Origin of the sequence: Streptomyces sp. NPDC003720 (assembly GCF_042875075.1) — a bacterium.
Lineage (GTDB): Bacteria > Actinomycetota > Actinomycetes > Streptomycetales > Streptomycetaceae > Streptomyces.
Genome location: NZ_JBIANZ010000005.1, coordinates 53,227 through 65,491, shown reverse-complemented (window position 1 = coordinate 65,491; position 12,265 = coordinate 53,227). Strand labels below are relative to the sequence as shown.

Below are 12,265 nucleotides of genomic sequence, written 5' to 3'. Positions count from 1 at the left end.
TACCTGCCGCGTCGCCGTCGCCGGTCCCGGGTGTAGAGGCCCAGCGCGACGAGCCCGAAAAGGACCCACAGGCCGACGGCCAGATAGGGGGACCAGGAAGGCCCGTCAGGCCGGTTGTCGGCCAGTAGGAGAAGTCTGTGCACGCCGATGCCTCCTGCTTCTTATCATTCGACCGCGACAAGGCCTGTGGCTGCGAGAAATTCCACGATCATGGGCAAGATTCCTGGCCACCAGGGGTGAGCCCGCCGCTGCCGCTGGAGTCACCGTTCGCCATACAGACCGGGCTACAGGACTGGTGTACACCGATCGATGAGCAGTGGGCGGAGACCTGAGAAGGCTCCGCCCACTGCTCATCCCTCACCTTCTACTTCCTCCTGCGAGCCTGTACGACTCCGAAGACGATGAAAGCCACAATGGCGATCCCGAACAGGAGCCAGAGAGGAACACCGTCAAGGCCCTTGTAGGCCAGTGACGTTTCAGCGGAACGCCGCACGAGAGCTCCTTCGTCGGAGACATAGGCACCCCCCTTGTCGACGGTGTCCATCACCTGAGAGGTGTGAAGGCAGGGGTTCGCCTCTCCTGGCCTGAGGGGTCGGGCCGTGGCGCACCACGGCCTCGGAAGCAGCCACTCGCAACGTCGACCTATTCTGGTCGTCACAGCGGCTCTCTTCACGTCCCAGGCGTTGGCGCGCCATTGTCATTTACTGCGTAGGCGCACGACGACCACCGCCAGAAGCAGCACGACGATCACCACGAGAAGCCATGTCGGAAGGGCCCCCGCCAGCGCGCCGCGAGCCATTTCCACAGAGTTCACGCTGTTCATCCGATCTCCTACGGTCCCGTCCGGGACGGCTCGGCGAGCCGTCCCGGATATCGGCTCACAAGGCCTTCAAGCCGGCCTTGGTGAGATCCTTCAAGTCCTTCGCGTCGCTCAGCCAGTTCAACGCCTCTCCCGCGTTCTGGTCGACGTAGTCACCGACTGCCTCCACCGCCACGTTCTGGGCGCACCCCTCGCCGAATGCGGCCAGAGCTCCCACACCCGTCTCCGTCACGCCGGTGGCAAGGCCGATGAGCGCCGATTGGGCACCGCCCTTGACGCACTCCATCCCGTACTTGCCCCAGTCGAGGAGCCCAGAGGGGTCGATGCGGTTGACGGGGTCGCCCTCGGCGTAGAGGTAGGGGTTCTGCTCCTGGCCGGAGGGGTCGGGCTGGGTGAAGCGGCCGACGTTGGCGTCGTAGTAGCGGGCCTGGAGGTGGTACAGGCCGGTGGGGTCCTGGTAGTTGCCGGCGAACCGGTAGGGCTGGGCGACCGGTTCGGAGGATTGGGCGAGGATGCGCACACCGCGGGGGCTGTAGGTGTAGGTGTCGACCTTGTTGCCGTCGACGTCCACCAGACCGATCACCGAACCGATGGCGTCGGTGAGGTAGTAGTACGTCTTGCCCCCGGTGGTCATGGAGTTCAGGGTGCCCCCGGGTTCACGGTTGAAGCCCATGTCCACACCGGCGGTCGACTTGGCGGACAGGCCCAGCGGGCCGTTGTGGAAGTAGGTGTCACCGAGGCGGATGCGCTCGCTCTGGTCGGTGGAGCCGTACTGCCCGCTGTACGCCTTGCCGTTCACCGTGATCGACGACATCTGGGAGTAGTCGGTCCAGGTCTCGCCGGTACGGGTGTAGTCGTCGGTGGAGGCGCCGGCGGTCTCGTTGCCGATGGCGTCGTAGGACCAACTGCCGCTGGTGCTGGACTTGGCGGTGAGCTCCTGGGCGTCGTTGTAGGTGTAGGTGGTGCCGCGCGGGCAGCCTTGATCGGTGCCCTGGGAGGTGAGATTGCCGGCCAGGTCGTAGCAGTACTGCCAGGAGTCGGCGATCGTGCCGTTCTTCTCCTCCTTGGCGTAGGAGAAGCGGCCCGCGCCGTCGTAGGAGTAGGTGCGCTTCAGCCCGCTGACGTTGTCCGTGCTGGTGCGGATCTTGCTGCCGTCGGTGGCGGCGTTCGTGCCGTAGCCGTAGGTGTAGCCGAGGTCGACCAGGGTGCCCTGGTCGGAGGTCACCTTGATGGACTTCGGGCGGCTGGAGTCGTCGACGTCGACCTTCTGCACCGTACCGCCGGGGTACGTGGTGGAAGTGCGGACGTCGTTGTTGTTGTACCCGTACTTGGTCACCGCGCCCTGCGGGTCCTTCAGCTCGGTGAGCTTGTTGACCTCGTTCCAGGTGTAGTCGATCGTGCCTGCCGGGTCCTGGTAGTAGTCCACGTTGCCGGCCGCCGTGTAGGCGATGAGGGTCTGGGAGCCGTCCTGGAGGTGGCGGACCGTCTCGCGCTGCAGCGGGTCGAACTCGTACTTCACCGTCCCCGTGCCGTCCGAACGCTGGGTCAGGTTGCCGTCGCCGTCGTACCAGTAGCGGACCGTGTCGTTGGTGGAGGAGACGGTCTTGATCCGGTCGAGGTTGTCGTAGACGTACACGCTCTTGATGCCGCGCGCGTCGGTCATCGTCTCGGTGCGGCCGAGGGCGTCGTAGGTGTAGGTCGTCTTGTCCAGCGGAGCCGGGGGCTTGGCCCAGTCGAGGTTGCCCTTGGCGTCGTAGTGGAAGTCGGTGGTGACGGTCTTGGTCGACGTCATCTTCGTCTTCTGCGCGCAGCGCTGACCCTCGAAGCCGCCGCAGGTCGGAGTGGCGGGGTTGTAGTCGTAGGAGACGCTGCCGCCGCCGGTGCCGGTCTGGGCGACCGAGGTGGTGTTGCCGGCCGTGTCGTAGCTGAAGCTCGTCTTCTCGCCGTCGGCGTTCGTGGAGTCCTTCGGTACGTCGCCGCCGGCGATGGTCTGCCAGGAGTTGACCGTCTTGCCGCCGGTCGGCATGGCGACGGTCTCGAGGTTGTTGCGGGAGTTGAAGCCGTAGTCGGTGACCTTGCCCGGGGTGGTGCCCGAGCCCATCGCGTCCGTGGCGGTGTCGATGTTGTGGTTGGCGTCGAACTTCGTCGACCGCTTGTGGCCCAGGGCGTCGGTCACGTCGGTGACCTGGCCGTCGCCGTCGTGCTCGTACTTCGTGGCGTGGAGCTCCGGGTCCTTGGCGGTGGTCGTGCCGGCGGCCGTCGGGGAGGTGGCGCTGTAGGTGTACGTCCAGGTGGGCCCGGTGTGGCCGTTGCTGTCGAAGCCGGTTCCGCGCAGCATGCTGGTGACGCGGTTGGCGTCGTCGTAGGTGAAGACCGTCACGCGGCCCTCACCGGTGCTTATCTTGCTGACGCGGCCGGAGGAGTCGTACCAGAACAGGGTGGTCTTGCCCTCGGCGTCCGTGGTGTGGTCGATGTTGCCGGCGGCGTCGAGGCCGTATCCGGTGCTGCGGCCGGTGTTGTCCTTGGCCTGCCACAGCGTGTCGTTGACCTTGGTCACGTCGATCCAGCGACCCGAGCGGGTCTCGGTGAGCTTGAAGCCGCCGTCGCTGTGCTGGGTGACGGTGATCGTGCCGTGGTTGCGGTCGGTGACCTTCGTCAGCGTCCCTGACGCGTCGTAGGTCTCCTTCGAGCCCGACTTCCACTTCGTCAGCGTGTAGGTGCCGTCGGAGTTCTTCTTCAGGTCCTCCGAGTAGCCCTTCGGGGTGGTGAAGGAGCCGTCGCTGTTCTTGGTGAAGCGGACGGTGGCGCCGGAGGCGTCGTACAGGATCACCTCATTGCTGAAGAAGGACAGGTAGCGCTCGTACTGCTGCCACCAGCGCTGCGAGACGCGGCCGTAGGGGGCGTCCAGCGAGTTGTACGTCCGTGCCAGTCGCAGGCGCTGTCCGACGCCGGCGATGTCGAAGTCCGTCGCCGTCAGCATCAGGTTGCCGGTGGAGTAGTCGATCTTCGCGTTCAGGGAGTCGGTGATGGCGAAGCTGGTGGAGCGGTGCCAGGGCACGTCGCCCTGGCCTTCCGGCACGAAGACCATCAGCGACGCCTCCGAGGCGACACCGGCGTGCTTCTTGCGGCTCGAAGCGGGGTCCTTGGCGTGGGCGCGCTGCTCGCGCAGCCACGAGTCGTACGCGGCACCGGTCGGTTTCTCCGTCGGCTCCGACTTCACCGGCCGGTTCGGGCCGACCTTCACCGGCGGCATCGTGAAGTCGGGGCTGCTCTTGCCCCACTTCGACACCGGTTTCCCGTCGGCGGCGCTGGCGGTCGAGGCCGGCAGTACGGCCGCCGCCAGGGCCGCCACCGTCACCGCCGCCACCGCGGCGGCCGATCCTGATCTCTTCCGGGCATGACGAAGAGACGTGCCGAGGGCACGTGTGCGCATGGCTTTCCCCCACAAGAAGACAAGCGCCGACAGCCCCAACGGCCACCGGGCTCGCACAAGTTGTCAGGTAAACCAGGCAAAGATCGACACGGTTCCCATCGATTCCCTTCACATGCGGGCAGGAATCAGCCTCTCCGGTTCAGCGAAGGAAACAGGGTGAACCACGCAGAACCTCATCACGCCGACGCCCTGCGGAGGCCGACAGTACATTCGGCTTCAGACACCAATGGCCGAAAGGGACACCCCCCGCGCACGTGACGCCGAGCAGACCACATCCACACAGTGAACCGTTCGCCAGGAGCGGGCAGGACACGCGACGAGGAGCTCCATTGGGCCTTGCTGGCCCCGACCGCACAGCCGCGCCCGAAGGCGGCCAGCCGTCCGGCGGACCGTCCAGGCCTGTACGCCCCTGATGATGTCGCGCCTTGACCAGCAATCGGTCCGGCCGGCGTCACGCGATCAGCGGTGGCGCCAGAGCCGGTGGAGCTGGAAGACGTCCATGCGCCAGTGCATCTCGAGGGATGCGTCCGTACGCGCTCACGGCCCAGACTGTGGCGGATGTGCCGGTAGAGACTCGGCGACATCGCGTCGGCGCGGCGCGGCCTGGTGCCCGCGGGTCCTGGCACTCCCCTACGCCAGACGACCTTCCTCACGCGCATCAGGGGACCGCGACTTCCGCGAACGCCAGTCGCTTGCTGATCAGTTGATAACCAAGTAAGGTTTTAGGCGTTCGGCAAGTCCTGTTGATTCAGGCACTCCATTGGCGTTCTCGCCTCACGCGATCTGATCGCGGCCAGTCGACTGCAGAGCTTCGGCCTGCCCCAAGTCACTGGGAAGCTCTCGCATCGGCGAGTCATGCCCGCGTCCGGCGAGCATGCTGATGAGTCAATGGAGGAAGATTGTCGACCAACTCTGCCCCGCAGGTGCCCAACCGCTCGGTGTACAGCATCACCATCGTCATCCTCGTCTCCCTGGTGGCTTCCCTGGGTGCCGCCCTTCTCATGATGGCTCTGGGTGACACCCCTCGCGGCATCCTCGGGAGCAGCAGCCTGGTCTTCATCAGCGTCTTCGGCGCCGGGATGAAGGTGCTGGACCACACCAAGCAGAACGCATGACCCGCCCGGGGGCGGCCTCCACCGGGCCGCCCCCGCCGTCAATGCCCGCGAGTCGGACCATCTGTCCTCGTGGATGACCTCGTGCGGATCTCGTTTACCCCTCAGTACAACTCGATACCGACAGCGTCCGCACTAGCACCGTCGGACCAGTGGCAGTCCGTCGCATCCCGATCGAGTGTGCGCACCAGTGCCGCGACCGCCGCCTCTCGGTCGGGCACGGGGATGTCGGTGAGGCGCAGCGTGATGCTCTGCGTCATTTCGTCCGTGCGTCGCACAATGCCGGCCAGGGACTGGTCGTAGCCCTTCCAGCAGGTGAACTCGACCTTCGAGTATCTATCGTCGGCCAAGGCGGCGGTCAGGGCTGCGCCGTCGCCCATCAGCGGCTCACGGTTTCCGGCCGACGTCTCGCGAGCCCCGAAGAGGACATTGGTCAGCGGGTGCACGGCGGAGAGCCCGGCGTCCTCCAGATGCGTGAGGAGCTGATGGGCACGCGCGCTGTCCAGTTTCGGCACGTGCCAAGTGAAGAAGCCCGCAGCCCTGGACGGGGCCGCAGCCGGGACGTGGTCCGGGAACTCCTCCTGCATAATGTGCCTGGTCCGTTCGTCGGGCACGACGGGGACCGTGTAGTTGTTGGTCCGGATGTGGTCCAGGAATTCCTGCGGCAAGGCAGCGTGGTGACGACGCACGTAGTGCGTGAGATCGACGGGCCAGAGCCATGTGCCGTCCGTCATCAGGGATCCGGAGCCGACGATCCACTCTTCGCCGGTGAGGGCGTCGCGCTCGGCGCCCATCGTGGTGTAGATCTCCAAGGCCGATTCCAGGTAGGCGAGGACACGATCCTCGTCCCAGGGTCCACTGTTCTGCACGACGTCTCTCAGCGACGGCGAATCGTCTGCCGTGGTGGCCCGACCGCCGATCTCCCGGTAGAAGCCCGCTCGCTTGATCATTTTCACTCCTGTGAGCCCGCCCTAGTGGCCCATGGGCAGGTAGGTGCGCCAGTAGCCATTGTTGCCAGTGGTGGTCTGGTTGAGACCGAGCTGGGGAGACGTTCCCACCTTGCTCGTGGGTGCCGTCACCGGCACACCGAGCTCGTTGGCGACGGCCTGCGCGAGGGGCAGCTCGGGCGGTCTTGCGTCGGCGCCGGAGTAGCAGGAGATGAGGCGCACCGGTTCACCGTGGTGGTTGAGGGTGCTGCGGATCGCGCCGACTTGTTCGCGGCGGCCGTCACGTCTTCCAGGAGCTGCCTCCTGACACTCCGCCGATGCGCGGAGTGCCGTTCGACAGGTGCTCTGCACCGTCGCAGGCCCACAGTTCTCGGGCCTCCAGCCGCAAGGTGTCGGCGGCGAGCGCGGCTATTTTCTGGATCACCGCCCGGTCCGATGTCTTCTGGTACGTGACGTCGACCTCTACTACGGCCCTGCCCTGGTCCGAAGAGCAGTCGGCGAAGAGGGAGGTGTGTCCCCTTTGTGGAATCCCTCGGCCTGGCCGAGCGTGATTCGGGTGGCGCCTGCCGCACTCGCGTCGCGGGCGACGTCCTTCATGGTGTAGTCCGCTTTGGCGTAAAGGCTGTGTTCGATCCGCACGGACTTGCCGCCGCCGTACACCTTGCAAGTACCGGGCGCCTTCCTGGTGTACGGATGCTCCGGGTTGAGGACAATGGCGTGCCACTGCGTAAACGGCTCGCCCTTTTCCGGCAGCAGGGCCGCGACATCTGCTCCGGGAAGGGCGTCGTCGCAGACGCGCGTCGGCACCGCGACGTCGGGCTTCTCGGACGGTCATACCTCCCATGCCACCATCCCGGCCACGCCGAGCACTCCCACGACGGCCAGAGCTGTCCGGAAGCCGAACAGGCGGCCCCGCTTTCCCGGACCTCCCGCCCGGCCGCCGCAGTCGCCGTTCAAGAGGCCCGCTTGCAGACTTGCTGCTTCTTCAGCGAAGCCGTGTATCCCTGAATCAGCTCCTTCATCGAAGACTCATTCGGGCGGGCGGGCTTCAGTACCTTGACGAGGGTGCTGACGTCCTCCTGGACATGGGCACCGGTGCACTTGATCAGCGACACGGCGGCGTGATCGGCGTACGCGATCGAGTTGCCCTCCGCGGACTTCTGCTCCTGGACCGCGAGTCGGCTCCGCAAAATGTGCCGCGCCGAGTCACCGGCGTCGATGCGTTCTCCGCTCACTTGCAGCACCGTGGCGTCGTCGACCTTGACACCGCACAGCGCGGAGCCGTCGTCGAGACTTCCACGACGCTCCACGGTGAGCCGCTCACCCGACTCGGGCAGGAGCCGTGCAAGCGCATGGGTCGGGACCGATACCCCGCAGAGGGTCTTCGGAACGGCGAACCCCTGCTCGGGCGCCTCCGAATCACAGCCGACCACCGTGACCGCGGCGATGAGGAGCAGGCCGCCGAGCGGGACATGCGATGAGAATCTCAATGCTTGCTACTCTCCGATTTCCACTGTGCGCCGTCGGAGTGGCTGTGACCGGCCGAAGTGCGCGCTGCTCTCCTGAGATCGTCGGCGGTGTCGGGGTCGATGGTGTTGTTGTTCAGCAGAGCGTGATCGACGGCGGACCGGGCGGAATCCAGAGCTGCTTCTCGTCCGTTGGTGTACTCCGCGCCGGCTTCCGCCTCCGCTTCGCTCGAGGTGTCCTGCTCGATGCTCTTCATGATGGATTCCTGGATGTCCTCCGAGGCCCATTCGAGAGGAGCACCGGCAATGGGGACGCGCTCACCGACCTTTTCCAGACCCATGCCCAGGATGCGGTTCACCCACTTCTGCTTCTCGGCCGCAGCCTCGTTGAAATCCGTGTCGGAAGCAGTGTGGTACTCGTAGATCGCATGAGCCCGGGCGTCGCTCATGATGCCGGCGATCGCGGAACCGGGGGCGACCGCGGCGCCCACGCGCCCGTCCAGCGACGCTGTCGAGTGGGTGGGGTCGTTGATGACGTGGTCCACGACATCGGTCGTGTACGTCTGCTGTGCGGTGGTGATGGCGGAATAGGCGTCGGGGTCCTGACCCACCTCGCCCAGGAAGCGGGCGACGTTGTTCGCGTCGAGGTCGGCCGAGGCGCCGAACGACGGGAAGAGATCGCTGCTGGGGTCCTCGTCGTACATGGCTCGCTGGAAGTCACCCATGTACTCGGCGGTGATGTCGCCGAGGCTTCCGCGCAGGCCGTACAGCGGACCGGTCTCCTCTCCGTCCAGATCCCCGTTCTCGTTGTGCCGGATGAGTTCCGGGTCGCCTCCGAACTTGTTGACGATGTCGCTGACCAGATGCGCTTGCGCCTCGGTGTGCTGAACTGCAGCGGCAGAGGCGTCGCTGTCGTACGGCCGACCGGTGGTCGCCGCCTCCAGTGCGTGGCCGAGGGCCTCAGGACCGAAGGTCAGGGCCGCCTTGGACTTGTCCTCGTCGGCCAGGACGTTCGTCGCGTTCGTATCGACCGTCCACTCGAAATCCTTGTCGGTGAAGAGATCGAGGTACGAGGTGAAGCCGGGGTCGCCGCCCTTCTTCACCGTCCCGTCTTCGTTGTACGCAGTCGGCGTTCCGGTGAAGAACTTCTCCGCGGCCTCCGGACTGTGGCCCAGCGATTCCAGGACACTGTTCAGCGGGTCGTTACCCGAGCCCAGCTTCCCGGAGGGATTGAATCCGTACGTGTCCGGGCTGCCCGCAGGCTTGGTGGACAGGAAGAAGTACGGGTCCTTCTTGTGGAGCTGGGTGATGTGCTCCGCGATGGGGTTGATGAAGCGGGAGTCGTAGTTGCCGTAGCGCAGCAGGCCGCCGAGGACTTGGTAGCCGTACGGCTTGTTCCACTGGCCGCGTTCCCAGGCGATCTGCTGGGTGCCCAGGCGCCGGAACTGCGCGCCCCAGTCGCCGGACAGATGCTGCTTGTGGTCGGGGTCCGTGGCGTTGGCGAGCGTGTACCCCATGACTTTCTGCAGGTCCTGTACCGCGTCGAGCCGGGTCTTGCTCGCGTCGCCGCCGGTGCCGTCGATCGACATCGCGGCGTAGAACTGAAGCGTCTTCTCCGGTCCACCGAGTCCCTCGTAGAACTCGGTGGCGAACTCGCCGTCCTTCTCAGCGGAGTTGAAGCGCAGGAGTTCGTTGAGTTCGCGCAGCTCCGCGTCGGACATCTTGTCGCCCTTGCGGGCCAGTTCGACGGCGCGCTCGACCTCGGCGTCGTTGAGGGACTCGTACTTGCTGTGGCCCGCGTTGTAGGGGTCGTTGCCGTGGCTCTTGGTCAGGGCGCGGGCGATCGAGGCATCGATCTCGGCGGCGTGGGCGAGGATCCGATTGATCCGGTCCTCCAGCTCTTGCCGCTGGTCGAGTTGGTTTTGCGTGCGCTCGTCGGTGTCCCCGCGCACGTGCGGGAAGTAGCAGCGGACCCTGCCGCCGCCGATGTCCTCCACACGGATGCCCAATTTCGCGGCATCATCATGGACAGCGCTCTTCATCTGCTTCTGCAGCGACTCGAGCTCGGTGTGCCCGTCCTCGAGGACCCGGTAGATGCTGTTGGCCTCGGTGTGCAGGTCGAAGATCTCCTTGGCCGTCTTGGCCACGAACCCCCTCGTCACCGTGGCGTTCACGCCGGCCCACCGCGCGGAGTCCGATTTGGCTTGCATGCCTTTACGCGCGTTCTCCGCCGACTTCTGCAGGCCTTCGACGGCCTTCTTCCAGTCGGACACCGCACTCGCGAGCTTGCCGAGGTCGACCTCGACCAGGTCGGTGAAGGTGAGAGCCATCAGCGGTCCCTTACTTGAAGTACTCGTCGAGCTGCGACACGGACGTGGCGGAGCCGTCACTGCCACGCAGAACCGCACCGATCTTGGCGTCGTCCTCCGAGTGCCGTTTCTTGGTGTAGTCCAGGTGCTCGGAGATGTGCGCACACGCCTGCAGGACTGCCTTGACCTGCGAGGACCACATCTCGATGGTCGCCTCCAGGGCACCACCGGTTTGGAACCCGTGCGACTTCAAGGTGGCGGCGGCCTGGGCCGTCGAGCCGTTGCCGGTCCCGGCGATGTCGGCCTGACTCTTCACGTCGTCGTAAAGGATGTCGGCCTCATGGCCCACGGCGCCCAAATCGTCCTGGTGGACCACCAGGTCTCCGGCGCCTCCGCCGCCCTCGTCCGGCGGCACGTGGTTGAGTCGCGTGTGGGTCTGCCCCCGCCCGGCCGCCTGGGCCTTCAACTGCTCCCACTCGTCCCATGCCATGCCGGGATCCCCTTCCCCCTTGCGGACGATCCAGTGCCCGATCAAATTAGCAACCCGGCCGAGGCAGGTGTGCGTCAGGCCCGCAGTGCCTCGCATGCCGGCTGTGAAGATTTCAGGCAGACGCGGCCGCACTCGGGCGCATCGTCACCCCTTCTCTTCCGCACGCCGGGCGATGGCATCTTCCATCGGCCCACGCATCAAGATCACGGCGAAGCTCAGCACATCCTGCCGCACCGGGGCACACGCTCTGACCGCCCTGGAACAGCCAGGCGGCGGCCGACTCGGTGTCGGCCGCCGCCTGGCGGAGAAGACGCCCCTCAGGGGCGTCGAATCGGGTCCAGCGTCAGTTGGTCGCGCTTCCCGCGGTCCACTCGCTCCACGGCACGTTCCAGTCGCTGAGGCCGTTGTCCGGGGACAGCTTGGACTTGTCGTCGGAGTTCTTGACGATCACGACGTCACCGATCAGCGAGTGGTCGAAGAACCAGGCGGCGGGCTTCGTGGCGTCGCCGCCGCCCTTGACGTCCTTCAGGCCCACGCAGCCGTGGCTGGTGTTGACCTTGCCGAAGACCGAGTCGGCGCCCCAGTAGTTGCCGTGGATGAACGTGCCCGAGTCGGACAGGCGCATGGCGTGCGGTACGGCGGCGATGTTGTACGAGGGCTTGCCGTCCTTCTCCGTGAGGTTGACGCTCGCGGCGTTCATACGGATGTGCCGGAACTTCTCGGAGATGACCATCTGGCCGTTGTACGTCGGGTGCTCGGCGCTGCCGGACGAGATCGGGATGGTCTTGATCTTCTTGCCGTCCCGCACGACGGTCATCTTCTTGGTCTTGGCGTCGACCGTGCTGACCTGGCTCCGGCCGATCTTGAACGTGACCGTCTTCTGGACGCCGCCGAGGTTCATGTCGACGGTGACGGTCGAGCCGGGCTTCCAGTAGCTCTCGGGGCGGAAGTCCAGACGGCCGTCGTTGAGCCAGTGGCCGACGACCTGCTGGCCGCTGCTGGAGCTGACCCGGATCTCCGACTGCACGGCGGCCTTGTCGGTGATCGCCTTGTCGAAGGTGAAGGACACCGGCATGCCCACGCCGACGGTCGAGCCGTTCTGGGGAGAGAGGTGCCCGATGAAGTCGTTGCCCGGGGAGACCGTGGCGATCGTGGCGTTCTCGGTGGCGGCGCGGCCCTGAGCGTCCTGGGCCTCCGCCGCGACCTGGTACCTCGTGGCCGGCTTCAGCGCGCCGTCCTGCTGCCAGGACGTGCCGTCCGCGGACAGGGCGCCGGGGATCTCGGCGCCGGTCGCCACGGCGGTCATGGTGACCTTCGTGAGCTTGCCGTCACTGACGGTGACCTTCACGGGATCGTTGACCCCGACGTGGTGGGCGCCCTGCCCGGGCGTGATCTTTATGCGGGCGTCGGAGACGTCCTGGGTGGCGGTCGGAGCCGCCGAGGGCGCGGTCGCCCCCGGGGTCGCGGAAGCGTCCGGAGCGGCCGGGGTCGCCGGAGCCGCCGGGGCCTGGGTCTGCTGCTGGTCACCGGCGCCGTTGCCGCCGGTGGCGGCGTGGCTGGTGCCGCCCAGAGCCGTCACTGCGAGCACACCGCCGAGTACGCCGGCCGCAGCCACCAGCCTGGTGCGTCGTGTTCGTACCGGGGTCAAACTCTTCTCCCATGCCGTTGATCTCGGATTGCGGGACTGG

General features: G+C 66.3%; 11 protein-coding genes. 1 reads left to right on the top strand and 10 read right to left on the bottom strand.

Annotated features, from left to right (window positions below):
• Positions 1–697: 697 nt before the first annotated feature.
• Positions 698–823, bottom strand: coding sequence for a hypothetical protein (locus ACFYU0_RS14935; protein ID WP_351668917.1), 126 nt, complete (start codon positions 821–823; stop codon positions 698–700).
• A gap of 55 nt (positions 824–878) precedes the next feature.
• On the bottom strand, positions 879–4,187 hold the full coding sequence (locus ACFYU0_RS14930; RefSeq protein ID WP_389301038.1) for an RHS repeat-associated core domain-containing protein: 3,309 nt from the start codon (positions 4,185–4,187) through the stop codon (positions 879–881).
• A 965-nt stretch (positions 4,188–5,152) separates the two neighbouring features.
• Between ACFYU0_RS14930 and ACFYU0_RS14925 the strand changes: the two genes are divergently transcribed.
• Entirely contained in the window at positions 5,153–5,368 is a 216-nt protein-coding gene (locus ACFYU0_RS14925; RefSeq protein ID WP_389301036.1) for a hypothetical protein, read from the top strand.
• 101 nt (positions 5,369–5,469) lie between these two features.
• On the opposite strand, the gene ACFYU0_RS14920 is transcribed toward ACFYU0_RS14925, so the two are convergent.
• The 8 genes from ACFYU0_RS14920 to ACFYU0_RS14885 form a co-directional block, all read right to left on the bottom strand.
• Entirely contained in the window at positions 5,470–6,315 is an 846-nt protein-coding gene (locus ACFYU0_RS14920; protein ID WP_389301033.1) for a hypothetical protein, read from the bottom strand.
• A 21-nt stretch (positions 6,316–6,336) separates the two neighbouring features.
• Positions 6,337–6,534: a hypothetical protein gene (locus ACFYU0_RS14915; protein ID WP_389301030.1), complete on the bottom strand. Its 198-nt coding sequence runs from the start codon at positions 6,532–6,534 to the stop codon at positions 6,337–6,339.
• A gap of 58 nt (positions 6,535–6,592) precedes the next feature.
• The gene (locus ACFYU0_RS14910; RefSeq protein ID WP_389301027.1) at positions 6,593–6,736 is read right to left on the bottom strand and encodes a hypothetical protein; all 144 of its coding nucleotides are present in this window, start codon (positions 6,734–6,736) and stop codon (positions 6,593–6,595) included.
• A gap of 41 nt (positions 6,737–6,777) precedes the next feature.
• Positions 6,778–7,119 carry a hypothetical protein gene (locus ACFYU0_RS14905; RefSeq protein WP_389301024.1) on the bottom strand — a complete coding sequence of 114 codons (342 nt, stop codon included), beginning with the start codon at positions 7,117–7,119 and terminating at the stop codon, positions 6,778–6,780.
• 146 nt (positions 7,120–7,265) lie between these two features.
• Positions 7,266–7,802, bottom strand: a complete 537-nt coding sequence (locus ACFYU0_RS14900; protein WP_389301021.1) for a hypothetical protein — start codon at positions 7,800–7,802, stop codon at positions 7,266–7,268.
• Positions 7,799–10,051 (bottom strand): hypothetical protein, encoded by a 2,253-nt coding sequence (locus ACFYU0_RS14895; RefSeq protein WP_389301019.1) that lies wholly within the window; start codon positions 10,049–10,051, stop codon positions 7,799–7,801. Before ACFYU0_RS14895 ends, ACFYU0_RS14900 begins: the two co-directional genes overlap by 4 nt.
• Positions 10,052–10,118: 67 nt before the next feature.
• Positions 10,119–10,673 (bottom strand): hypothetical protein, encoded by a 555-nt coding sequence (locus ACFYU0_RS14890; protein WP_389301016.1) that lies wholly within the window; start codon positions 10,671–10,673, stop codon positions 10,119–10,121.
• A 247-nt stretch (positions 10,674–10,920) separates the two neighbouring features.
• Positions 10,921–12,165 carry an Ig-like domain-containing protein gene (locus ACFYU0_RS14885; protein ID WP_389301014.1) on the bottom strand — a complete coding sequence of 415 codons (1,245 nt, stop codon included), beginning with the start codon at positions 12,163–12,165 and terminating at the stop codon, positions 10,921–10,923.
• Positions 12,166–12,265: the final 100 nt, after the last annotated feature.

Coding starts and splice junctions, on each gene's coding strand:
- ACFYU0_RS14890 (WP_389301016.1), bottom strand. CDS start 10,673: ATGCGAGGCACTGCGGGCCTGACGCACACCTGCCTCGGCCGGGTTGCT.
- ACFYU0_RS14935 (WP_351668917.1), bottom strand. CDS start 823: ATGAACAGCGTGAACTCTGTGGAAATGGCTCGCGGCGCGCTGGCGGGG.
- ACFYU0_RS14920 (WP_389301033.1), bottom strand. CDS start 6,315: ATGATCAAGCGAGCGGGCTTCTACCGGGAGATCGGCGGTCGGGCCACC.